At 63.1% G+C, this 22525-nt stretch carries 25 protein-coding genes; 17 read left to right on the forward strand and 8 right to left on the reverse strand.

Annotated elements, in window-relative coordinates; translation table 11 throughout:
- Nucleotides 1-60: 60 nt before the first annotated feature.
- From alr to fliD, 4 genes are all read left to right on the forward strand, one after another.
- The gene (gene alr, locus ACQ4WO_RS16585; protein ID WP_436482383.1) at nucleotides 61-1152 is read left to right on the forward strand and encodes an alanine racemase; all 1092 of its coding nucleotides are present in this window, start codon (nucleotides 61-63) and stop codon (nucleotides 1150-1152) included.
- Nucleotides 1153-1221: 69 nt separating this feature from the next.
- Complete coding sequence (radA, locus tag ACQ4WO_RS16590; protein ID WP_230518039.1) at nucleotides 1222-2598, forward strand: DNA repair protein RadA; 1377 nt, start codon at nucleotides 1222-1224, stop codon at nucleotides 2596-2598.
- 105 nt (nucleotides 2599-2703) lie between these two features.
- Complete coding sequence (locus ACQ4WO_RS16595) at nucleotides 2704-3048, forward strand: PilZ domain-containing protein (protein WP_268991975.1); 345 nt, start codon at nucleotides 2704-2706, stop codon at nucleotides 3046-3048.
- A 229-nt stretch (nucleotides 3049-3277) separates the two neighbouring features.
- Nucleotides 3278-4663, forward strand: a complete 1386-nt coding sequence (gene fliD / locus ACQ4WO_RS16600) for a flagellar filament capping protein FliD (protein ID WP_436482384.1) — start codon at nucleotides 3278-3280, stop codon at nucleotides 4661-4663.
- Here the strand turns inward: fliD and ACQ4WO_RS16605 are convergent.
- The gene (locus tag ACQ4WO_RS16605) at nucleotides 4660-5430 is read right to left on the reverse strand and encodes an AraC family transcriptional regulator (RefSeq protein ID WP_080698515.1); all 771 of its coding nucleotides are present in this window, start codon (nucleotides 5428-5430) and stop codon (nucleotides 4660-4662) included. The two genes, fliD and ACQ4WO_RS16605, sit on opposite strands and share 4 nt — an antisense overlap.
- A gap of 130 nt (nucleotides 5431-5560) precedes the next feature.
- Here ACQ4WO_RS16605 and ACQ4WO_RS16610 point away from each other — a divergent pair, with 130 nt between their 5' ends.
- On the forward strand, nucleotides 5561-6796 hold the full coding sequence (locus ACQ4WO_RS16610; protein ID WP_436482385.1) for an MFS transporter: 1236 nt from the start codon (nucleotides 5561-5563) through the stop codon (nucleotides 6794-6796).
- 32 nt (nucleotides 6797-6828) lie between these two features.
- Nucleotides 6829-7323: a ribonuclease E activity regulator RraA gene (rraA, locus tag ACQ4WO_RS16615; protein ID WP_070302082.1), complete on the forward strand. Its 495-nt coding sequence runs from the start codon at nucleotides 6829-6831 to the stop codon at nucleotides 7321-7323.
- 9 nt (nucleotides 7324-7332) lie between these two features.
- Here the strand turns inward: rraA and ACQ4WO_RS16620 are convergent, their stop codons facing one another.
- Both ACQ4WO_RS16620 and ACQ4WO_RS16625 read right to left on the reverse strand, forming a co-directional pair.
- Nucleotides 7333-7761 carry a DUF4952 domain-containing protein gene (locus tag ACQ4WO_RS16620; protein ID WP_436482386.1) on the reverse strand — a complete coding sequence of 143 codons (429 nt, stop codon included), beginning with the start codon at nucleotides 7759-7761 and terminating at the stop codon, nucleotides 7333-7335.
- Complete coding sequence (locus ACQ4WO_RS16625; RefSeq protein WP_072452836.1) at nucleotides 7748-8131, reverse strand: MerR family transcriptional regulator; 384 nt, start codon at nucleotides 8129-8131, stop codon at nucleotides 7748-7750. Before ACQ4WO_RS16625 ends, ACQ4WO_RS16620 begins: the two co-directional genes overlap by 14 nt.
- 83 nt (nucleotides 8132-8214) lie before the next feature.
- On the opposite strand from ACQ4WO_RS16625, the gene ACQ4WO_RS16630 reads away from it, so the two are divergent.
- A complete protein-coding gene (locus ACQ4WO_RS16630) occupies nucleotides 8215-8634 on the forward strand; it encodes a hypothetical protein (RefSeq protein ID WP_436482387.1) in 420 nt (139 codons plus the stop codon).
- Between the two features lie 93 nt (nucleotides 8635-8727).
- A complete protein-coding gene (locus ACQ4WO_RS16635; RefSeq protein WP_436482388.1) occupies nucleotides 8728-10545 on the forward strand; it encodes a DUF4153 domain-containing protein in 1818 nt (605 codons plus the stop codon).
- Nucleotides 10546-10605: 60 nt separating this feature from the next.
- Here the strand turns inward: ACQ4WO_RS16635 and ACQ4WO_RS16640 are convergent, their stop codons facing one another.
- The gene (locus ACQ4WO_RS16640; protein ID WP_128142543.1) at nucleotides 10606-10851 is read right to left on the reverse strand and encodes a hypothetical protein; all 246 of its coding nucleotides are present in this window, start codon (nucleotides 10849-10851) and stop codon (nucleotides 10606-10608) included.
- Between the two features lie 270 nt (nucleotides 10852-11121).
- On the opposite strand from ACQ4WO_RS16640, the gene ACQ4WO_RS16645 reads away from it, so the two are divergent.
- The gene (locus ACQ4WO_RS16645; protein WP_436482390.1) at nucleotides 11122-12522 is read left to right on the forward strand and encodes an aminotransferase-like domain-containing protein; all 1401 of its coding nucleotides are present in this window, start codon (nucleotides 11122-11124) and stop codon (nucleotides 12520-12522) included.
- 155 nt (nucleotides 12523-12677) lie between these two features.
- Nucleotides 12678-13076, forward strand: coding sequence for a VOC family protein (locus tag ACQ4WO_RS16650; RefSeq protein ID WP_436482391.1), 399 nt, complete (start codon nucleotides 12678-12680; stop codon nucleotides 13074-13076).
- A gap of 27 nt (nucleotides 13077-13103) precedes the next feature.
- Here ACQ4WO_RS16650 and motA read toward each other — a convergent pair whose 3' ends face one another.
- On the reverse strand, nucleotides 13104-13967 hold the full coding sequence (gene motA / locus ACQ4WO_RS16655; RefSeq protein WP_034779327.1) for a flagellar motor stator protein MotA: 864 nt from the start codon (nucleotides 13965-13967) through the stop codon (nucleotides 13104-13106).
- A 48-nt stretch (nucleotides 13968-14015) separates the two neighbouring features.
- Entirely contained in the window at nucleotides 14016-14930 is a 915-nt protein-coding gene (locus tag ACQ4WO_RS16660; RefSeq protein ID WP_436482392.1) for a LysR family transcriptional regulator, read from the reverse strand.
- 99 nt (nucleotides 14931-15029) lie between these two features.
- Between ACQ4WO_RS16660 and ACQ4WO_RS16665 the strand changes: the two genes are divergently transcribed.
- On the forward strand, nucleotides 15030-16199 hold the full coding sequence (locus tag ACQ4WO_RS16665; protein ID WP_436482393.1) for a mandelate racemase/muconate lactonizing enzyme family protein: 1170 nt from the start codon (nucleotides 15030-15032) through the stop codon (nucleotides 16197-16199).
- Nucleotides 16200-16201: 2 nt separating this feature from the next.
- Here the strand turns inward: ACQ4WO_RS16665 and ACQ4WO_RS16670 are convergent, their stop codons facing one another.
- Together ACQ4WO_RS16670 and ACQ4WO_RS16675 are read right to left on the reverse strand one after the other, a co-directional pair.
- On the reverse strand, nucleotides 16202-16738 hold the full coding sequence (locus tag ACQ4WO_RS16670; protein ID WP_436482394.1) for a hypothetical protein: 537 nt from the start codon (nucleotides 16736-16738) through the stop codon (nucleotides 16202-16204).
- Between the two features lie 104 nt (nucleotides 16739-16842).
- On the reverse strand, nucleotides 16843-17271 hold the full coding sequence (locus ACQ4WO_RS16675) for a hypothetical protein (protein WP_436482395.1): 429 nt from the start codon (nucleotides 17269-17271) through the stop codon (nucleotides 16843-16845).
- A gap of 125 nt (nucleotides 17272-17396) precedes the next feature.
- Here ACQ4WO_RS16675 and ACQ4WO_RS16680 point away from each other — a divergent pair, with 125 nt between their 5' ends.
- The 6 genes from ACQ4WO_RS16680 (at nucleotide 17397) to ACQ4WO_RS16705 (ending at nucleotide 22514) form a co-directional block, all read left to right on the forward strand.
- Nucleotides 17397-18455, forward strand: a complete 1059-nt coding sequence (locus tag ACQ4WO_RS16680) for an Lnb N-terminal periplasmic domain-containing protein (RefSeq protein ID WP_436482396.1) — start codon at nucleotides 17397-17399, stop codon at nucleotides 18453-18455.
- An 80-nt stretch (nucleotides 18456-18535) separates the two neighbouring features.
- The gene (locus ACQ4WO_RS16685) at nucleotides 18536-19789 is read left to right on the forward strand and encodes a DEAD/DEAH box helicase (RefSeq protein ID WP_436482397.1); all 1254 of its coding nucleotides are present in this window, start codon (nucleotides 18536-18538) and stop codon (nucleotides 19787-19789) included.
- Nucleotides 19790-19882: 93 nt separating this feature from the next.
- Complete coding sequence (locus tag ACQ4WO_RS16690; protein WP_436482398.1) at nucleotides 19883-20335, forward strand: hypothetical protein; 453 nt, start codon at nucleotides 19883-19885, stop codon at nucleotides 20333-20335.
- A gap of 147 nt (nucleotides 20336-20482) precedes the next feature.
- Nucleotides 20483-21349, forward strand: a complete 867-nt coding sequence (locus ACQ4WO_RS16695; protein ID WP_436482399.1) for a response regulator — start codon at nucleotides 20483-20485, stop codon at nucleotides 21347-21349.
- Complete coding sequence (locus ACQ4WO_RS16700) at nucleotides 21346-21678, forward strand: hypothetical protein (RefSeq protein ID WP_436482400.1); 333 nt, start codon at nucleotides 21346-21348, stop codon at nucleotides 21676-21678. Before ACQ4WO_RS16695 ends, ACQ4WO_RS16700 begins: the two co-directional genes overlap by 4 nt.
- The gene (locus ACQ4WO_RS16705) at nucleotides 21675-22514 is read left to right on the forward strand and encodes an HDOD domain-containing protein (RefSeq protein ID WP_436482401.1); all 840 of its coding nucleotides are present in this window, start codon (nucleotides 21675-21677) and stop codon (nucleotides 22512-22514) included. Before ACQ4WO_RS16700 ends, ACQ4WO_RS16705 begins: the two co-directional genes overlap by 4 nt.
- The last annotated feature ends 11 nt before the right edge of the window (nucleotides 22515-22525 follow it).

Genomic DNA, 22525 nt, shown 5'->3' on the forward strand with positions numbered 1-22525 from the left:
ATGTCCTTGTACGGCCCATCCGGTAAAATATGACTTTCCCACTTGCCGTGTGTCACGCTTATGCCCAGGCCCCTCATCGCCACCATCGATCTCGACGCCATGCAACACAATCTGGCGCGCGCCCGTGCCGGCGCCCGCGGCGCCAACGTGTGGGCCGTCGTCAAGGCAAATGCCTATGGCCACGGTCTGGAGCGGGCCATGCGGGGCTTTGCCGACGCCGATGGCCTGGCGCTGGTCGAAGTTGATTACGCCGTGCGCCTGCGCGAACTGGGCTGGACCAAGCCCATCTTGCTGCTTGAAGGGTTTTTCGATGCCGGCGATTTGCCTGGCATGGCGCAATATGGCTTGAGCGGCAGTGTGCATTGCGAAGAGCAGATTACCATGCTGGCAGCGGCGCGCTTGCCGCACGCCATCGATGTGCACCTGAAGATGAATACGGGCATGAACCGCCTGGGTTTCATGCCGGGCGCCGTGGCGGGTGCGTATGCGCGCCTGCGCGCCATCCCGCACGTCGGCACGATCACCCTGATGACGCATTTCGCCAATGCGGACGAGGCGGCGCCCACGCGCTTGCCCCTGGCCCAGCAGATGCTGCGTTTTGAGGCGGGCGCGGCCAGCATAGGCGTACCCTTGCCGCGCAGCCTGTGCAATTCTGCCGGCGTGCTGCTGCATCATCTGGACAGCGACTGGGTGCGGCCCGGCATCATGCTGTATGGCGGCACGCCCAGCGGCGCTCCCGGCGGCACGTCCGCGCAAGCGTTCGGCTTGCTGCCCACCATGACCTTGCGCAGCAAGATTATCGGCATCCAGGATATCGCCGCTGGCGAAGTGGTGGGTTATGGCAGCCGCTACGAGGCGGCCGGCAATATCAAGGTGGGCGTGGTGGCCTGCGGCTATGCGGACGGCTATCCGCGCCACGCGCCCGAAGGCACGCCCGTGCTCGTCGATGGCGTGCGCACTGGCCTCATCGGCCGGGTGTCGATGGACATGCTGATGGTCGATCTGACGCAGGTGCCGGGCGCAAAAGTCGGCAGCGCCGTCACCCTGTGGGGCCAGGGCATGCCGATCGACGAGGTGGCGCTGGCCGCCGGCACCATCGGCTACGAGCTGATGTGCGCACTGGCGCCGCGCGTTCCGGTGATCGAGGCGTGACCTCACAGCCTTGTTTGTATATACTGTATATATAGACAGCAGTTTCACCTTACCCGGGCAAAATACACCATGGCAAAAGTCAAGACCATCTACACTTGCAGCGATTGCGGCGCCATCAGCAACAAATGGATGGGGCAATGCACCTCGTGCAACCAGTGGAATACCATGGTGGAAACCCTGCCCGAGACGGGCGGCAACAACCGCTATTCGAATCCGCAGCACATGTCGCTGGCGCAGACGGCGCCCGTGCTGTCGCTCGACGATATCGATGCCATCGACGTGCCCCGCTTCGGCACGGGCATCGAGGAATTTGATCGCGTGCTGGGCGGCGGCATGGTGGCGGGCGGCGTCGTGCTGATCGGCGGCGATCCCGGCATCGGCAAGTCGACCCTGCTCCTGCAGGCGCTGGCAAACATGTCGCACCACAAGCGCGTGCTGTACGTCAGTGGCGAAGAATCGGGCGCGCAGATTGCCCTGCGCGCCAAGCGTCTCGTCATCGACGCCAAGGAACTCAAATTGCAGGCCGAGATCCAGCTGGAAAAGATCCTGTCCACCTTGCACGACCTGAAGCCGGAAGTGGTGGTGATCGATTCGATCCAGACCGTGTATTCGGACGCGCTCAGCTCGGCACCCGGTTCCGTGGCGCAAGTGCGCGAATGCGCGGCGCAACTGACGCGCGCGGCCAAGCAGACGGGCGTGACCATCATTTTAGTCGGCCACGTGACGAAAGAGGGCGCGCTGGCTGGCCCCCGCGTGCTCGAGCACATCGTCGACACGGTGCTGTATTTCGAGGGGGACGCCCATTCCAGCTTCCGCCTCGTGCGCGCCATCAAGAACCGTTTCGGCGCCGTCAATGAACTGGGCGTGTTCGCCATGACGGAAAAGGGCTTGAAAGGGGTGTCGAACCCGTCGGCCCTGTTCCTGTCGCAGCACGACAACCAAGTGCCCGGTTCCTGCGTGATGGTGACGCAGGAAGGCACGCGCCCCTTGCTGGTGGAAATCCAGGCCCTCGTCGACACAAGCCACTTGCCCAATGCGCGCCGGCTGTCCGTTGGCCTGGAGCAGAACCGCCTGGCCATGCTGCTGGCCGTGGCGCACCGCCACGCGGGCATCGCGGCGTTCGACCAGGACGTGTTCATCAATGCCGTCGGTGGCGTGAAGATCACGGAACCGGCGGCCGATCTGGCCGTGTTGCTGGCGATTAACTCGTCGATGCGCAACAAGCCCTTGCCACGGGGATTGGTCGTGTTTGGCGAAGTGGGGCTGGCCGGTGAAATTCGTCCCGCGCCGCGCGGCCAGGAGCGCTTGCGCGAAGCGGCCAAGCTGGGCTTTACCCTGGCCGTGGTACCCAAGTCCAATCTGCCCAAGCAAGTCATCGAAGGCCTCAAGGTCATCGGCGTCGAGCGCATCGACGAGGCATTCAACAAGTTGCGCGATCACGAGTAACAGTCGGTATGGTTTAAATGCCAAGCTTGAGACAAGTAAAACATAATTTCCGTTTGGAACTATAATATTTGTCCGATGAGTTCGCATGGCGAATTCGTATCGACAATGCATAGAGAGAAGCGGAATACAGTGTCAGTAGAGCAAAGGCAGGGCGCACGCAAGATTTTGCGTGCCAAGGCAATGTTGGTCATCGATGGTGCGGGTCCCGTGGCGGCGCGCACCCTCGACGTGGGGCCCGGCGGCATGGCGGCCGTCATCGCGGAGCCGGTGCCGACAGGCAAGCAGGGCAAGGTGCTGTTCGAGCTGTTTTACGATGGCGCGGCGCACATCATCGAGGCGCGCGTGTCCGTCTCGCACTGCATTTTCAGCAGTGCCGGTTTCAAGGTGGGACTCACTTTCCTGCAGCTGGACATGGCCGTCAGCAGCGCCATTTCAAGATTCATGCGCTGAGGCATGCCCGGGATAAGCGGCAAGTGACATGCGCTAAAATGGTGCATATGGGTTTGCAGTCAGGAAAAACTTGTTCTGTTCGCTGTTTTGATATTCCGGTAATACTGCATAATTATCAACCAGAAGAGGGATGCTGCCGCGCCGCGCGCGCCTGCCGTCCGTTTCTAGCGCAGCACGGTCAGGACCTGAACCGTGTGTCATGACCTTACACCCGACGGGAACGCCTACCATGTTTAATTCGACCATCAACAGCAGGGCTTACACCAACAACACGCAGCAGACGACGCAGGGCAATATCTCTGCCGATGTGTATGCGAAGGTGGAGCGCCAGATGCAGTCGCAGAACACGGGCGTCGTCAAGCTCAACGCCAGCCTGGCGCGCGACCAGGCCAAGTTCTCGGGCCTGGGCCAGCTACAATCGGCGCTGGCAAAATTCCAGACCGTGGCCAAGAACATGGCCGGCAACGGCCTGGCCACGTCGGCCACGTCGAGCGCCAAGGATGTGCTGAACGCCACCACCACCGACAAGGCCGCCAGCGGCAGCCATGAGCTGAACGTCAAGCAGCTGGCGCAGGGACAGACCCTGCTCAGCGGCGCGCAGAAATCCTCCAGCGCGGCGATCGGCACGGGTGCGCCCGCGCTGGTCAAGATCGAAGTGGGCACGGCCGACGGCAAGCAATTTACCCCAGGCAGCGGCAAGATCATTTCGCTGACGATAGACAGCAGCAACAATAGCCTCGACGGCATCGCCGCCGCGCTCAAGCAGCAAGGCATCGACGCCAGCGTCGTCAAGGGCCCCGATGGCTACTCGCTGGCCTTGAACGGCAAGAGCGGCGCCGACGGCAGCATGCGCATCAGCGTGGCCGGCGACGCGGCCGTCAGCAATCTGCTCAGCTATGCGCCTGGCGCCGGCAAGGGCATGCAGCAGACGGCCGCCGCGCAGGACGCGCTGCTGACCGTCGACGGCAAGGAGATCAAGAGCGCCACGAATACCTTGACGACAGCTGTCGAGGGCGTCACCATCGAATTGAAGAAAAAGGGCACGACGGACCTCGTCATCGCCAAGGACAGCAGCCAGATCGCGACCAACGTGGCCAGCTTCGTCACGGCCTACAATGAACTCAACAGCAAGCTGCAAAGCCTGCAGCAGGGCGACTTGAAGTCCGATACGGCGCTGGGCCAGGTGCGCTCGCAGATGGAGCAAGTGCTGCGCACGGCCAGCACGGGCGTGCCCGCTTCCATCTTGAGCAGCGCCGGCGTGACCCTGGGCAAGAGCGGCGAGCTGGTGCTCGACGATAAAAAGCTCAAGGCCGCCATTGCGGCCGATCCGGATGCCGTCAGCAAGCTGTTTACGAATAACGGCAAGGGCGTGGCCGACCAGTTCTCCAGCAAGATCGGCGAGCTGACGGGCGAAACGAGCATCATCCGCAAGGAAGTGCAGACGGTGGGCAAGGACATCACCACCCTGACCAACAAGAAAGCCGTGCTGGCCAAGGCCCTGACGGCCCAGGCGCAGGCGCTGGTGAAAGCGTATTCGGCGCAGGAACAGATGGGAACGAACTCGGCCTTGCCGGGTTATACCGGTAAAAATTCGCTCTTCGACTTCATGGCTTAAGAGCGTTCGCCCTGGGCAAAGAAGGCCGATGGCGAACTGCCGAAAGTCTTCTTGAACATGGCGGAAAAGGCTGACTGGCTGGCGTAGCCCAGTTCTTCGGCCACCTGCGACAACGGCACGCCGCGCGCGATCAGGGGCGCCGCGTGCGCCAGGCGCACTTGCTGGCGCCACTGGCCAAAACTCATGCCCAATTCCCGTTCGAACAGCCGCGCCAGGGTACGCTCCGATGCGCCGACCAGCTGCGCCCAGTGTTCCAGGGTCTGGTTCAAACCCGGTTTCTCGATCAGGCTGTCGCACAGGGTTTTCAGGCGCTTGTCGCTGGGCAAGGGGACGCGAATGGGGCGCGTGTCCGAGCGTTTCAATTCATCGAGGATCAGTTCGGCCAGCAGCGCTTCGCGCGCCGGTTCCTCCCCCGGGTCCAATTGCTCCAGCGCCATGATCAGCTGGCGCAGCAGGTTTGATACTTCCAGCACCTTGCAGTCGCGGCCCGCGAACGGCGCGCGCGCGGCATGGATGCACAGGGGGCGCAAGCGGGTTTTTTCCAGTATCGTGACGGCATGCTCCACGTTGGGCGCGATCCAGATGGCGCGCATGGGCGGCAGCACCCAGCTGCTGTTGTTGGCGGTGATACGCAGCACGCCTTCGAGCGCCATCGTCACCTGGCCCCAGGGATGGCTGTGCGGCAAGAGAAATTCATCGGGTTGCAGGTCGCGCGCGACCATGGTCACGGGGATGGTCGCGCTGGGCGCTTCCCGTGGTGGACACATGCGCGTATGGTGGAGGATAGGTACACCCATCAGCTTGGCCTTAATTCGATAAATTATGTCGTTCTGTCGGAAAACAGACGATGGTATTTTGCATACACTTGAGCTTCACCAGTATAAGACAGGGTATGACATGATAACAACTAACTCGGCATCCGAACTTCCCACCTTGCGCAGCGATGCGCGCGTCATCGCCCTCGTGGGGCTGGCGCATGGCGTGTCGCACTTTTACCACCTGATCCTCGCGGCCCTGTTCGTCTGGTTGAAACCGGCCTTCGCCCTGTCGTATGCGGAACTGGGCCTGCTGATGACGGTGTTTTTCATCATTTCGGGTGTGGGGCAGGCGCTGGCGGGCTTTGTCGTCGACCGTTTCGGCGCCCGCGCCGTGCTGTTTTCCGGCATTTTCCTGCTGGGCGTGTCGGCGCTGGCCCTGTCCACCGCGCACAGCTATGCGGCGCTGATGCTGGGCGCCATGCTGGCAGGCATGGGCAACAGCGTATTCCACCCGGCCGACTACACGATCCTCAACCAGCGCGTCTCGGCGGCCCGCGTGGCTTACGGCTTTTCCGTGCATGGCATCAGCGGCAACATCGGCTGGGCCCTGGCGCCGCTGTTCATGACGTACGTTGCCACCCATTATGACTGGCGAGTGGCTCTGCAGTGCGCGGCCGTGCTGCCGTTCGGCGTGCTGCTGATCCTGTTCCTGAACCGCCACGCCATCCGTCCCGAGCCCGTGAAAAAGGCCGCACCGGGTCAGCCAGCTGGCGGCGAAGGCACCTTGGATTTCCTGCGCCTGCCGGCCGTGTGGATGTGCTTTGCCTTCTTCTTCATTACCGCCATCGCCCTCGGCGGCATCCAGAGCTTTGCCAGCGTGGCCCTCGTCAAGCTGTACGGCATGAGCCTGGCGCTGGCCACCAGCGCCTACACGGCCTATATGCTGGCCTCGGCCGTGGGCATGCTGGCCGGCGGCGTGGTGGGCGCGCGCAGCAAGCAGCCGGACCGCAACGTGGCGATCGCCTTTTCCGCTGCCGCGCTGCTGGCCGTGCTGCTGTCCATGGCCGCCGTGCCGGCCTGGGGCGCCGTGGTGCTGATGGGCGCCATCGGCTTGACGTCGGGCGTGGCGGGACCGTCGCGCGACCTGATGATACGCGCGGCGGCGCCGAAGAATGCCACCGGGCGCGTGTATGGCGTCGTGTATTCGGGCCTCGACAGCGGTCTGGCCGTCGGGCCCCTGTTCTTTGGCGCGCTGATGGATGGCGATCATCCGGCCCTGCTGTTCGTGTTCATCGGCTTGTTCCAGGCGCTGGCGATTGCCACGGCCGTGGGCGTGGGCGGTAAAACACGTGCCGCGGCGTTGCAAAAGGCATAGAATCGTTGCCATCAGCCACGAAAGGAATCCCCATGACCTTTGCCACCACCGACCTGTGCGACGACTATGCGGCCATGCTCGACGACGGCACTCTGGCCGTGCTGCCACCCGTGTACCGCGCTTTCGGCCAGCGCATGCGTTTCAGCGGCCCCGCCACCACCTTGCAAGTGTTCGAGGACAATGCCCTCGTGCGCAGCACCCTTGAAACGCCGGGCCAGGGCCATGTGCTGGTGATCGATGGCGGCGGCAGCCTGCGCCGCGCGCTGGTGGGCGGTCAGCTGGGCGTGCTGGCCGAAAGCAACGGCTGGGCTGGCATCGTCGTCGACGGCTGCATCCGCGACAGCGAGGAAATCAATGTCTGCCAGATCGGCGTGCGCGCACTGGCCACGCATCCGCGCAAGAGCAACAAGACGGGCGCCGGCCAGCGCGACGTGCGCGTGCAGGTCAGCGGCGTGGCCGTGCATCCGGGCGACTGGATCTACGCCGATGCGGATGGCATCCTGGTGGCGCGGCAGGAACTCGATTGAGCGCTTGCATCAGGGGTCTTGCGCGTAGCCGTCGACCTGCACGACAAAGCGGTCGATCCGCGGCCAGGCGTCGCGCGTCCTGACCAGCGTTTCGCCCGAGCCCATCAGCAGCACATAGCCGTAGCCCGTGCGGCGGTCGCGCCAGGAGTGGGGCGAGCTGTCCCAGGCGCAGCAATAGCGCTTGAGCCTGGGCAAGCCATACGCGTGCCGCAGATATGCTTCCGCCTGCCGGGCATGCTTGCCGTCCACTGCGTAGCGGGCTTCGAACGGCTGGTCCTGGCGTTCCCTGTTTTGCTGGCAACCCTGATAGACGAGATACGCGGGCTTCTTGCCCAGCAGGGACAGGAAGTCGCCGCAGGCCAGCTCTGCGCCCTGCGCGCCGCCAGCGCCCAGCAGGAATAGCCACGGCAGCAGTGTAGCGAGTTTAGTGACTGGCATCGGCATCTCCCCGCAACGGACACGCGGCCGCTGCGGGCCCCATACGCAGTACCAGTTCGCCGCGCAACTGCGTCAATCCCGCGATGCGCGCATCGATTTCACCCAGCTTGCGCGCCAGCGCCGCGCGCAGCAGTTCCGCCGTGGCGGGATCGCCGGCGGCCGCCAGCAGCGGCATGTCGGCCTCGATTTCCGCCAGGGTAAAGCCCAGCTGCTGCGCCGTGCGCAGGTAGCGCAGCCAGTCGGCCGCCTCGGGCGGGTAGTCGCGGTAGCCATTCGCGCCGCGCCGTGCGCGCAGCAAGCCCCGCTTTTCATAAAAGCGCAGGGTATCGCGGCTCAAGCCCGTCGCCTGCGCCATCTCGCCGATCTGCATGGTGATTTTTCTTTCATAAAATGCTTGACCATGGAGTGTACTCCAACCCTGATCATGGGCGCTTTCCAAAGACAGGAGTTCCCATGTTGTCCGTTTCCGCCTTCCGCCGTGTAGTGCGCGCCAGCGCCATTTATGATGTGCTTATGACGGCCCCGTTTGCCACGCCGTGGACGTTTTTGCTGCTGCGCGAGCACTTGAACGCCGTCAACGTGAGCCTGGGCGGCCTGCCGCTGCCCGTTTTCGGACCGTTTCATCTGCTCATCAGCAGCTTGTTTGGCAGCGTGGTGATGGTCTGGTCCGTGCTGCGCATGCTGGACCCGCAGCCGCGCTTCGGCCGCTATGATGCGGCAGCCCGCTATCTGTTTTCCACGTGGATGGCGTGGGCGCTGTTCACGACGGGCCAGCCGCTGCTGTGGCTGTTCTTCGTGCCGGAATTGGCCTGGGGCCTTGCGCAAAGCTTGCCATTGCGCCGCGGCGAGGGCGCGCGCACGAATCGTTGTTGAGATGGCGATAACGAAATGCAATAATGGCCGTGCTTTACAGCAATAAACGACTATTAAGGGATGATTATGCAGCAGGATGCCGCTGGAAAAAACATGGCGTTGCTCGATCCGGTGGTGGCACCGCGCATCGCGGTGACGCGCCTGGTGACGGGCCTGCTGCAAGGCGTGCTGCTGTACTGGCTGTACAGCACGGCGCAAGACAAGGTGTGGCCCGCCACGGAAGCCTATCTGCTGGCGCCGCTGATGCTGATCAGCCTGCTGTTGCCCATCCTGCTGGTGTCCAGCCTGGGCCATATGTCGGTCAAGCGCATCGCCCTGTGGATGGCGGGCGCCGCCGTCGTGATGGCCGTGCTGGCCTGGCATGACGTGGCGCGCGGCGCCGAGCATGTGATCTGGGGCAACTACAAGCCGGGGGCACCGCTGCGCGTCATTTCCGCGCAGCTGTTCGGTTTTTGCGTCGTCGGCTTTTATATCGCCCACGCGCTGGTGCTGGCCAGCGCCCAGGATGGCCAGCGCATCGCCCGCTATCCCACCTACTTTGAAATCGCCTGGAAGCTCGGCATCCAGCTGCTGTTTTCTCTGCTGTTCGTGCTGGGCCTGTGGCTGGTGCTGTGGCTGGGCGGGCAGCTGTTCCTGCTGATCAAGCTCAGTTTCCTGAAAAAACTGCTGGGCCAGGCCTGGTTCGTGATTCCCGTCATCTGCTTCGCGTTTTCGTTCGCCATCCACATCACGGACGTGCGCCCGTCCATCGTGCGCGGCATCCGCACCTTGCTGCTGGTGCTGCTGTCATGGCTGATGCCGATCGCCGCCGTGCTCGTCTCCGGTTTCCTGCTGACCTTGCCCTTCATCGGCTTCGAGCGTTTGTGGGCCACGCGCCATGCGGCGTCCGTGCTGCTGGGCATGGCTGGCGTGCTGGTGGTGCTGATCAATGCCGCCTTCCAGAATGGCGAAGTGGGTCATGGCGTGGCGCGCGGCATCCGCCTGGGCACGCGTCTGGCTTGTCTGCTGCTGCCGTGGGTGGTGGGCATCGCCATCTATGCGCTGACCCTGCGCGTGATGTCGCATGGCTGGACGTCCGACCGCCTGATCGCTGCAGCCTGCCTGCTGATCGCCACCTGCTACGCCGCCGGTTACGCCTGGGCGGCGAGCAAGTATGGCGACTGGCTGCACTTGATCGCCAACGTCAACGTGGCCACCGCCTTTGTTACTCTGCTGGTGCTGTTCGTGCTGTTCTCGCCGCTGGCCGACCCGGCGCGCATTTCCGTGGCCAGCCAGATGGCGCGCCTGAACAGCGGCAAGATAGGCGTGGACAAGTTCGATTTCGAATACCTGCGCTTCCAGGGCGCCCGTTATGGCCAGGCGGCCTTGCAGGAATTGACGAAACGCACGACGGGCCCCGACGCGGCCATCGTGCGGGCCCGCGCCGAGGCCATGCTCAAGCGCCAGAACCGCCTCGACGAGACGGGCGCGCTGAGCGACGTGTCGATCAACCTGACCTTGCGCCCGGCCACGGCGAAACTGCCGGAGAGTTTCCTGCGCCAGGACTGGACGCAGGTTGGCCCGGCCTGGCGCCTTCCCGCCTGTTTGAAGCGGGCAGGGCCGCAGTGCGACGCGTATCTGCTCGATTTCGACGGCGATGGCAAGCAGGACGTGCTGCTGATCAGCAATGACCCGCGTGCCTCGTCGGTGTTGCTGGCGGAAAAGGAAGACGGCAGCTGGACCGCGCGCGGGCAAATTCCCATGGATGCCCTGCGCTGCAAACCGCTGCGCGAGAAACTGCAGGCGGGCGAGTTCCAGCTGGTGCCGCCGAAAGTGCGCGAGCTGGAAATCGATGGCCAGCGCGTGCCGATGACCTTGTATACGCCAGAGGACGAGGTCAGTTGCCCGGATGAGACGGCGCCGGGCCCGTAAATGGCGGAGAGAGTATCTGGCGCGGCTGACCGATGGAATCCGCAGCCAGAAGCGGGCATCTCATGGGAAGGTCATGTCCAATCCGACCATCCTGACAACGACGAAGGTGACGAGCCCCAGGACCATGAGCAATAGCATGAAGCCTGCGACCACCTTGCCGCTCGCGCGCAGCACAGCGCGATTCTGCTTCGCCTTATCCTTGTCCTTCTTGCCTTGATCGTAATGCCACTTGATGGCGAAGAACATGCCCGTGCCGAGCACGAGAGCCTTGAAGGTAACGAAGACTATAGGTGTCCAATCCATCATTTGAGTATTTCCAGTCTATTACTTGACACTATCTATCGTGAGGAGCACTGCCTCAAAACGCTGCTTCAGCAGCTTCCGTTCAAACCGTCCCCAGGCATCCTGTTTGACTCTTCCATTATAGCTACCCATGAAATAACAAGGGCATCGAACGCAGCGATGTGCCGAATGCGGATGCGCGAGGAGAAACGTCAGCGACTTCCATACAAGATTGGTGTTGCTGCACGTTATAAGGCATACTACCTTAAAACAATCTCCATACATTGAGACAAAATGTCCCAGTTGAAAACCATACAAGATGACAATGTGGCGATCTGGTTGCCGCGATTGGCCGCGCACGGGGGGCCGCGTTTTTTGCAGATTGCCGATGCCTTGCAGGCGGCGGTGGCAGACGGATCCTTGAGACCGGGTGACCGCCTGCCTCCGCAGCGCCACCTGGCAGCGCAGCTGGACGTCGACCTGACGACGATCACACGCGCCTACGATGAAGCCAGACGCCGCAACTTGCTGGAGGGCCGCGGCGCTCGCGGCACGTATGTCGCGGCGCCGAAAGTCGAATTGACCGCTATCCTCGACCTCTCCATGAATACCCCGCCACCGCCCGATGGCGTGGACTTCGACGACATGTTGAAACAAGGTTTGTCTCAGGTATTGATGCGGGCAGATAATGAATTGTTGATGACTTATCACCTGGGCGGGGGAAGCGATTCCGACCGTCAGGCTGGGGCCGCATGGCTGGCACCGATGTTTGGGCATCTGGATGCTCGACAGGTCCTTGTCTGTCCCGGTGCGCAAGCGGCGATCGCCGCATTGATCCTTGCGCTGACGGAGCCTGGCGATGTCATCCTGGCAGAGCCGATGAGTTACCCCGGCTTGCGTGCCGCAGCGAGCCAATTCGGCCGGCACGTCATTGCGGTGGAAGCGGACAAGGACGGGATGCTGCCCGAGATGCTCGAGCAAGCATGCCGCCAGCACAAGCCCGGGCTGGTCTACCTCAATCCCACATTACAGAACCCGACCGCCATCACCATGCCGGAACGCCGGCGCAAGGAGCTCGCCAGCATCGCGCAGCGCTGCAATGTGCGCATCGTCGAGGACGATCCCTACTGGCTTCTTGCCGAAGCCCCGCCGCCGCCTGTTGCCACGTTTGCCCCGGAACAGGTGATCTACATCTCCACCCTGTCGAAATGCCTGACACCCGGCCTGCGTGTCGCGTTCGTGCTGATACGCGACCCGATTGAGCGCGAACGTTTCCTGGTCGCGCTCAGATCCTTTGCGCTGATGGTCGCGCCTCTGACGGCCGCACTGGCCACGCAGTGGATACTCGACGGTTCGGCTGACGGATTGCTGGCAGGCGTACGCAACGAGGCGCGCCTGCGCCACCGGATGGCGCGCGATATTCTGGCGGGGCGCTACAGCGGCTTGGGTGACGGCCTGCATGTATGGATCGAGTTGCCGGCGTATTGGAACTCTTCGCAGCTTGCGCGTGCAGCCGCCAGCTCCGGCATCGCGGTCACGCCGGCGGAGGCATTCGCCACCGGCAGCGACTCCGTGAATGCCATCCGGATCTCGTTGGGCAGCATCAAGGACCGTGAACGCTTGCAGGCGGGTCTGCAACGACTGTCTCATCTGCTTGCGCGGCGGCCCGAGTCGTTCAGCGCTGCCGTGGTTTAATTGCCCAGCAATCACTGCGCTGGTTTATTGATATTCTAGAGGAACCATTTTTTCGCCAGCGTGTCGATTTTGTATGCCGTCCACCGTTGCAGGAAGGACGCACCGGTAGCCCGTTCCACTCAGTCCACCTTCAACCAGGGAAACAAGGAAGCGCCATGCACAAACAGATCATTCTCAACCTGCCCGTAAAGGACCTGGACAAATCCAAGGCCTTCTTTTCCGCCCTCGGCTTCACCTTCAATTCCCGCTTCAGCGGCGAGAATGCGGCGTTCATGAATATCGTCGAGGGCAACATCGAGGCCATGCTGACGACCGAACCGTTCTTCCAGTCACTGATCGGCAAACCCGTCGCGAATGCGAAGGAGGCCAATGAAGTCGTCATTTGCCTCAGTTGCGAAAGCCGGGAAGAGGTGGACAGCCTGATCGCCAAGGCCCAGGCCGCCGGTGGCCGCATACCGCATCCGCCCGAAGACCATGGCTTCATGTATGACCAGGGCTTCGAGGATATCGATGGCCACCTGTGGAACCTGGTCTGGACGGCGCCGGAAGCCTGACGCGCCGAGCAAGCGGAACAGGCCGTATCAGTTCTTCGTGCGCACCTGGCGCACGTGGTTTTCCAGTTCGCTGAACGACGGGCGCTCCGTGGCGGAAATGACCTTGCGGCCGAATTCCACGGCCAGCGCGGGGGCATAGCCGTTCAGGCTGGCCAGTAACGTCACCTTCACGCACTGGTACATCTTCGCCGTTTCATGGTGCTTGCGGCGCAGCAAGCTGGCCAGCGGGGCAATGAAGCCGTAGGCCAGCAAGATGCCGATGAAGGTGCCGACGAGCGCCTGCGCGATCAGCACGCCCAGCTCGGCCGGCGGCAGGCCGACGGAGGCCATCGTGTGCACGACGCCCATCACGGCGGCCACGATGCCGAAGGCGGGCATGGCGTCGGCCAGCTGCGAAATCGTCTGGATCGGCATTTCCGCATCTTCATGGTGCGTCTCGATCTCGTTATCCATCAGGTTTTCGATCTGGTAAGCGTCCATATTGCCCGACACCATCAGGCGCAAATAATCGGTGATGAATTCCAGGATGTGTTCGTCGCCGAGCGTGTACGGGTATTTCACGAAGATGGGGCTGCGGTACGGGTCGTCGATATCGTCCTCGACCGACATCAAGCCTTCCTTGCGGATCTTGCTGAGGATTTCATACATCAGCCCCATCAGTTCCATATAGCGCGCCTTTGTGTATTGCGAGCCGTGGAACAGGGTGGGCAGGGCGGCGAACGTGGCGCGGATGGCCTTGGCGTCATTGCCGACAAAGAAGGTGCCCAGCGCGGCGCCGCCGATCATCAGCAGTTCCAGCGGCTGGAACAGGGCGCCCAGGTGCCCGCCCTGCATGGCGAAACCGCCGAAGACGGAAAACAGCACGACGAGAAATCCGAGTATGACTAGCAAAACCTACTCCTTCATATTATTGCCATATCGCAATATTGTAGTGTAACCCTATTTTCCCGTATTGGCCGAGTCCGGCTGCAACTGCCCGATGAGAAAATTGATAAAAGCGCGCACTTTGGCGGGCAGCTGGTGGCGGCTCGGGTAGTAGGCGTACAGGTCGGCCGGCGCCAGCGCGTACTCTTCCAGCACCACGCGCAGGCGGCCGCTGTCGAGGTAACGGGCCAGGTCCCATTCCGAGCGCAGCAGGATGCCGTGGCCGTCCAGGGCCCAGCCCAGCACCACGTCGCCATCGTTGCTGGCCACCGTGCCGCGCACTTTGACGGTGTGGGTGGCGCGGCCACGGCTCAAGCGCCAGATGCCGTAGGCGTCGTCGTTTTGCCGGTGCACGATGCAGCGGTGCCGCGCCAGGTCGTCCGGCGTCTGCGGCGTGCCGTGCGCCTGCAGGTAGGCGGGCGAAGCGCACAGGAAGCGCCGGTTCGACATGATGCGCCGCGCGGACAAACGCGTATCGGGCAAGGCGCCGAAGCGGATGCCCAGGTCGTACGCCTGCTCGACCAGGTTGATAGGGCTGTCCGTCAGCTGCAGCTGCACTTCCAACTGCGGGTGGCGCAGGGCGAATTGCGACAGCAGGGGCGCGATCACCGTGCGTCCGAAACCCAAGGTGGCATTCACGCGCAGTAGCCCGCGCGGTTCCGCGCTGCCGCTGGCCAGCGACTCTTCCATGGCGCGGATATCGTCGAGGATGTGCCGCGCCTGTTGCAGATAGCTTTCGCCGTCGCCCGTCAGGCTGATGCGCCGCGTGCTGCGGTTCAGCAAACGCACGCCCAGGCGCTGCTCCATCAGCTGCAGGCGCTTGCTGACGGCGGGCGGCGTGATGCCCAGTTCGCGCGCCGTGGCCGACAGGCTGCCCAGCTTGGCCAGCAGTACAAAGAAAGCCATTTCCGTCGTGGCGTCGTTTTTCATTGTTAATTTGAAGTGAAGAATGGTTTAAATTCGTGTCGATTATACGGCTTGAAATCGGGGCTAAGCTGGCGTCATTGTTTTCACCCACAGGAGGCCCGCATGAAAATCGTTGACATCCGCGAAAAGACCATTCCCATCTCTTCCCCCATCCGCAACGCCTATATCGATTTCAGCAAGATGACCTTGAGCCTCGTGGCCGTCGTCACTGACGTGATGCGCGACGGCAAGCCCGTCGTCGGCTACGGCTTCAATTCGAATGGCCGCTACGGCCAGGGCATGCTGATGCGCGAGCGTTTCATCCCCCGCATCCTCGACGCGGACCCCGCTTCGCTCGTCACGGATGACGGCGGCAATCTCGATCCGCACAAGGTGTGGGATTGCATGTACACGAATGAAAAGCCGGGCGGCCATGGCGAGCGTTCGGTGGCCATCGGCACCATCGACATGGCCATCTGGGATGCCGTGGCGAAGATCGAGAACAAGCCTTTGTTCCAGCTGCTGGCCGAGTGCCACGGCACGGGCGTGCCCGATAAAAAAGTCTTCGTGTATGCGGCGGGCGGCTACTACTATCCGGGCCAGAGCCTGTCCGCCCTGCAGGATGAAATGCGCAGCTATATCGACCGCGGCTACACGGTGGTCAAGAAGAAGATCGGCGGCGCTTCGCTGGACGAGGACTTGCGCCGCATCGACGCCATCATGGAGGTGCTGCAGGATGGGCAAAAGCTGTGCGTGGATGCGAACGGCCGCTTCGACCTGGACACGTCGATCGCCTACGCCAAGGCGCTGCGCCAGTACGACCTGTTCTGGTACGAGGAGGCGGGCGACCCGCTCGACTTCGAGCTGCAGGCGACCCTGCGCAGCTACTACGACAAGCCGATGGCGACGGGCGAAAACCTGTTTTCCATGCAGGATGCGCGCAACCTGATCCGCTATGGCGGCATGCGCGCCGACCGCGACTGGCTGCAATTTGACTGCGCCCTCAGCTACGGCCTCGTGGAATATTTGCGCACCATGGACATGCTGCACCAGCACGGCTGGTCGCGCAGCCGCTGCATCCCGCACGGCGGCCATCAGATGTCCTTGAATATCGCGGCCGGCCTGGGCCTGGGCGGCAATGAATCGTACCCGGATTTATTCCAGCCGTTCGGCGGCTTTCCCGATGGCGTCAAGGTGGAAAACGGCCACATCACCATGCCGGAGCTGGTCGGCATCGGCTTCGAGGGCAAGGCTAACCTGTATGCGGAGATGCGCGCGCTGAGCGGGCAGTAAGGTCAGGCCGGCGCCTGCCGTTTGCTCAGCGCGGCGGCGCTGGTCTTGCCCGAGCGCCAGATCAGGCGGATCTGGTGCGCGTAGCCCTGCGCCAGCAGCACGGTGGCGGCGACGATCAGGCTTTGCGAGATTACGCGCTTTTCATCGGTGAAGGGGGGGGCCGAAGGCGAGACCGCCACGCTGGCGCCCAGCAACAGCGCGCAGGCCAGCAAGGCATTGCGCGATGCCGGGCTGCGGCGATCGCGGTCAATTTCATGCAGGATGGCCAGCGCGATCAGCGCAGCGATCAAACCGGGCCAGACGATGTAGTGGTTGAACGGCGTGATCGAATAGCCGTACACGAAGAACGCGCAGTAGGCGAGGCAGCTGACGGTGAACTGGTTGATCGACAAGATGTCCGTCGTCTTGCCGGAGCCGATGCCGGCATCGTGCTTGCGCTGCCAGATTTTCTGCAACTGCGACCACAGGCCGGCCAGGCTGACGACGATGAAGAGGGAATTGAGGCTGCCGGCGAGGGGGTAGAGCGCTTGATGCTGCAAGGTGTCACCTGAATGTTGTCGTGGTTGTATTGTTGTTGCTCTGCTGCGATGGATGTGGCCATGTATGCAGGTCAGTGTGGGAAAAGCTGGTCCGATGCCATGGCCTATCCGGCGCCAAGGAAAATGCGTGCTTCGGCGGCAGCAATCTTGATGCTCAGGCCACTCATGAATATGCACGAGAGATCCGTGCAGCCTACGCTCGCTGCATGCGATGCGACGCCATCCATGTCATCGCGCATGGCATTCCACATGAAGCCGATGGAGGAAAGGCATTTCTCCCCGTTGACATGTTCATCTTCGTCCGATTCCCGGATTTTCAGCACATGCACGCCCACACATACCAGCGTCAGCGCAGAGGGCATGGATGGCCGAACCCAGTCGCCGGCACTGCGTTGCCAATGCAGTTGCAGCCGCCGTTCAGCGATACGGTAGTCGATCTGCGTGAGCTCATAATCGTTGTGCAAGTCAATCTCTTGCTCTTCAAGCAATATTTTGCTTAAACCCTGGACGATGGAGAAGCCATGAAGTTTCATACGAGGGCGGAAATGATTGCAAAAGAAATCATTATGCCATCGAAATAATCTGGCATGTCTGTCCCAAGAGAGGCTGGGCACGCCCGGAATACTTGCACATCGTCACTTGCCCCTATAATTGAGGGATGACTTTCTTATCACTGCGTGCCCGCTCCGTGCTGGCCACCCTCGGCAACATGGCCGTTTCCCTGATTATCCTGTTGACTGCATTGTGGGGTGCGCTGGCGCTGTGGTACCAGCTGTCCGGCGGCACGGCGGCGCAAGCCATCGGCGCGCTGCTGTGGGGCGCGCTGGGCGTGGCCAGCATCGCGCTGTGGTGGACGCGCGGCGACGCGCGCGTGCTGCTGACGTATGCGGCCGGTTTTATCCTGCTGCTCGTGTGGTGGAGCCTGATCGCGCCGAAACAGCAGCGCGTGTGGGCCGACGACGTGGCGCGCAATGTGGCGGGTTCCGTGAAAGGCAATCTCGTCACCCTGGACAATGTGCGCAATTTCGACTGGCGCAGCGATGACGACTACACGGTCAAGTGGGAGCAGCGCAGCTACAACCTCGACGAACTGCGCACGGTGGATACGGCGCTGTCGTACTGGACGGGGCCTTACATTGCACATACCTTGATTTCCTTCGGCTTTGCCGACGGGCGCTTTTTGACGTTTTCCATCGAGATCCGCAAGGAGAAGGGCGAGAGCTTTTCCGCCATCGGCGGCTTTTTCAAGCATTTCGAGATGAGCCTGATCGCCGCCGACGAGCGCGACATCCTGCGCGTGCGCACGAATGCGCGCGGCGAGGACATGCACCTCTACCGCGTCATGATGCCCAAGGCGGCCATGCGTTCGCTGTTCCTCGCCTACCTGGACGAGGCGCAAGCGCTGAAGAACCAGCCGCAGTTCTACAACACGCTGACGGCCAACTGCACCACCATCGTCTTCGAGATGGTGCGCCGCATCGTGCCGGGCCTGCCGCTCGACTACCGGCTGATGGCCTCTGGCTACCTGGACCGCTACCTGTTCGACGTGCAGGGCCTGGTGCCCGGCCTGAGTTTCCGGCAGCTGCGCGATGGGGGCCACGTCACGGCGCGCGCGCGGGCGGCCAACGACGACGCGGATTTTTCGCACGCGATCCGCCGCAGCATGCCGGGCTACGATGAAGCGGGTTATCCGAAGCTGGAAATGCCACGCCAGTAGCTGTCTGCCTTATACTGTCGCCATATCCGACCGGCCGCCTTTCGCGGCCGGTCTCACTTTACGAATAAAGAAGGCCCGCTATGCCATTTTCCTCACTGGGTCTGATTCCCGCCCTGGTCCGCGCCGTTGACAAGGCCGGCTATGCCGCGCCGACAGCCATCCAGGCGGCCGCCATTCCCGCCATCCTGCGCGGCAGCGACGTGCTGGGCGCGGCCCAGACGGGTTCCGGCAAGACGGCCGCCTATGCGCTGCCGCTGCTGCAGGCGCTGATGGCACCCGTTTCCGGCCCGCGCCAGGTGCGCGCGCTGATCCTCGTGCCCACGCGCGAGCTGGCGGCGCAGGTGGGGCAGACGGTGCACGCGCTGGCCAAGCCGTTGCCGATCAAATTGAAGATTTCCGTGCTGTTCGGCGGCGTGTCGATCAATCCGCAGATGATGGATTTGCGCGGCGGCGCCGATATCGTCGTTGCCACGCCGGGCCGTTTGCTGGACCTGGTGCGCCAGAACGCCGTGAAGCTGGGCGGCGTGTCGCTGTGCGTGCTCGACGAGGCCGACCGCCTGCTCGACATGGGCTTCAGCGAGGAGATCAACGCCATCCTTGCGCTGTTGCCAGCGAAACGGCAAAACCTGTTCTTTTCCGCCACCTTCCCCGACAGCGTGCAGACGCTGGCCGACAGCCTGCTCAAGGAACCCGTGCGCATCGAGGTGGCGTCCGAACCGCAGGACAAGCCCGACATCGTGCAACGTGCCATCACGGTCGACGTGCCGCGCCGCACGCAGCTGCTGCGCTACCTGATCCTGCAGCAGCAGTGGGAGCGCGTGCTGGTGTTCGTTGCCACCAAATACGCGGCCGAGCACGTGGCCGACAAGCTGCAGCGCGCGGGTCTGCACGTGGGCGCCTTCCACGGCGAATTCAGCCAAGGCACGCGCAGCCAGCTGCTGGCCGACTTCAAGGCCTGCCGCTTGCAGGTGCTGGTGGCCACCGACGTGGCGGCGCGCGGCATCGACATCGCCGGCTTGCCGGCCGTCGTCAACTATGACTTGCCCCGTTCGGCCGTCGATTACACGCACCGCATCGGCCGTACGGGCCGCGCCGGCGAAAGCGGCACGGCCATCAGTTTCGTGACAGCCGACACGGAAGCGCATTTCCGCCTGATCGAAAACCGCAACGACTTGCGCATCGTGCGCGAAGTGGTGGCCGGTTTCGAGCCGACGGAATTGCCCGCACCGGTGAATCCCGTCACGGACACGGTGAATGGCGGCGTGAAGGGCGCGCGCAAGAGTAAAAAAGATAAATTGCGCGAAGCGGCTGCCAAGGCGGCCGAAGGCAATTAAATCCGCCTTATGTGCGCTAGCCGCTTGAACGGCCAGCCGTCCCGCTTTAAGATGATGTTTCTATAAAGCAAGGGGGCGGGAATGCACAGGATCATGATCAAACGGATGGCCGCTGCCACCTGCATCGCGGCGCTGGCCGGTTGCGCCGGCTTGGGCGGAAACAATGGCACGGCCGGCATGCAGATGCCGGGCAAGACGCCTGCCGATGCCGCCGTGGCCGCCACCTGGTACAACCCGCCCAGCGAATTCCCCGGCATTTGCCTGACCCAGTTCAAGGATGGCAGCCTGCGTTTCGATGGCGGTTTCGCCTTTTTCAACCCGGGCCGCTGGGCGTACGATGGCGCCGCGTCCGAACTGCGTTTGCAACTGGCGCCGACGCCGTCGCTGGAACTGTCGCACGCGCAAATCGTCCAACATATGAACCTGTTGCGCATTGAGGCGGACAGGAGCACGCTGGTGTATGGCGTGAAAGCCGATACCAAGGCCATCGGCCTGGGCGGTTTTGTGTTTTACCGCGACACGCCTTGTCCTGCACAGCGCGGATAAGTGCCGGATTAGTGTCATACGGGAATATTTAGTCGTATAATTTCAACGCAAGCTGGCTGCCGCGCAAGACTCGCAAGATTGTCACGTGCGGCGGATTCCCCCTCCAGGCAAGCTCCGATTTCGCCATGGCGATGAGAGGATGGTCCGATGGATGTGCACGACGAGCATGGCATGCCGGGTACTGCGGCGCTGGTGGCGGATGCCGGGCAGCAGGCTGCTGCGCCGCCGCGCACCTTGCTGCTGGTCGATGACGAACCGAATATCCTCGCTTCCCTCAAGCGGCTGCTGCGGCGCGATGGCTACCATATCCTGACGGCCAACAGCGGCCAGGAAGGGCTGGACGTGCTGGCCGGCCATACGGTCGACGTGATCGTGTCGGACCAGCGCATGCCCGGCATGCTGGGCGCCGACTTCCTGCGCAAGGCCAAGCTGCTGTGTCCGCAAACCATACGCATCATGCTGTCGGGCTATACGGAATTGCAAGCCGTCACGGACGCCGTCAACGAGGGCGCCATCTTCAAGTTCCTCACCAAGCCCTGGGAAGACCATCAGCTGCGCGAACATATCGCCGAAGCCTTTCGCCTGAAGGGCATCGACGACGACAATGCGCGCCTCAATGCGCAGCTGCGCGACGCCAACCAGGCGCTGGCGGCGGCCAATGCCGCCATGCAGGCGCTGGTGCGCCAGCAGCAGCATCAGATCAGCCGCGACGAAGTCAGCCTTGGCATCGCGCGCGAATTGTTGCAATTTTTGCCGCTGCCCGTGATCGGGCTCGATGAGGATGGCATGATCGCCTTCATCAACGCGGCGGCGGCCAATCTGTTCGAACGGGGCGCGGCCCTGCTGGGCAACGAGGCGGCGATCGTCTTGCCGCAGCTGTTCGACGGGCAGGGCGCGCCTCGCCTGGCCGCCATCGATGGCCAGCCGTATGCCGTGGCCGTCCATCCGATGGGCCTGCATTCGCGCTCGCGCGGCAGCCTCGTCACCCTGAGTCGTCATGGAGCAGATACATGAGTGAAAGCGGACGCGAGATTTCCATGGAACAGGCGCAGGAAGGCATGGTGCTGGCGCAGGCCTTGAGTGACGCCAGCGGCGCCGTGCTGCTGGCCCAGGGCGCCACCTTGACGGCGGCGAACCTGACGGCCTTGCGCAGGCGCAATGTGGAGCGCTGCCACGTTGTCATGGACGAGGCGGTCGACCCCGTCGCGCAAGCGCATGCCGAGCAGGAACGCTTGCGCCGCCTGGAACGGCTGGCCGTGCTGTTCCGCGCCACGCCGGCCGATTCCGCCGGGGCCGAACTGCTGGCGCTGCTGCAGCGCTACCGGCAAGGGGGCGCGGCATGACACGGCTCAGTTTTGAACACATCATCCGCCAGATCCAGGAGCTGCCTTCGCTGCCCGTGGTGGTGCTGGAGCTGCTGTCGAGCATGGACCAGGACGACACGGACGTGCACGTGCTGGCGCAAAAGATCGAGCTGGACCAGGGCCTGGCGGCAAAGACCCTGCGTATCGCCAATTCCTCGTTCTATGGCATGCAATCGAAGGTCACGAGCATCCCGCAAGCCGTTTCCGTGCTGGGCTTTCACAGCATCCGCACCGTCGTCACGGCCTGCGCCTTGACAGGCAGCTTCGCGCCCGTCAGCGGCGGCTTCGATTTCCAGGCATTCTGGCGCCACTCGCTGGCCACGGCCGTCGCCGCGCGCCTGCTGGCGCCGCACTTGCGCGTCAATCCCGAAACGGCGTTCACGGCCGGCTTGCTGCACGACTTGGGCACCCTGGTGCTGGTGACGCGCTTCCCGGCCGAGCATGCGCTCGTGCGCAGCTACCGCCAGGCGCATGACTGCCAGATGGCCGATGCGGAACTGGCCGTCATCGGCATCGATCACGCGCAGGTGGGCAGCGCCCTGGCCGCCTACTGGAAATTTCCCGAGGCGATACAGCAGGCGGTGGCCGACCATCACAGCATCGACCGGCTGGAAGCGGGCGGCCTGCCGCTGGCCGTGCATCTGGCCAATGCCGTCGCCCTGGCGCTCGACCTGGCCGGTGTCGACGATGCGCTGGTGCCGCCCCTGTCGCCCGCGGGCTGGCGCAGCATCGCGTTGGACGAACAGGCCTGGCTGGCGCTGCTGGGACAAACGGAACATACCTTCGATGAAATGTCGCGGATCATGCTGGCATGAACAAGAAAGAG

The organism is Janthinobacterium aestuarii (assembly GCF_051380835.1).
In the GTDB taxonomy this organism is placed as follows: Bacteria; Pseudomonadota; Gammaproteobacteria; order Burkholderiales; family Burkholderiaceae_D; genus Janthinobacterium; species Janthinobacterium aestuarii.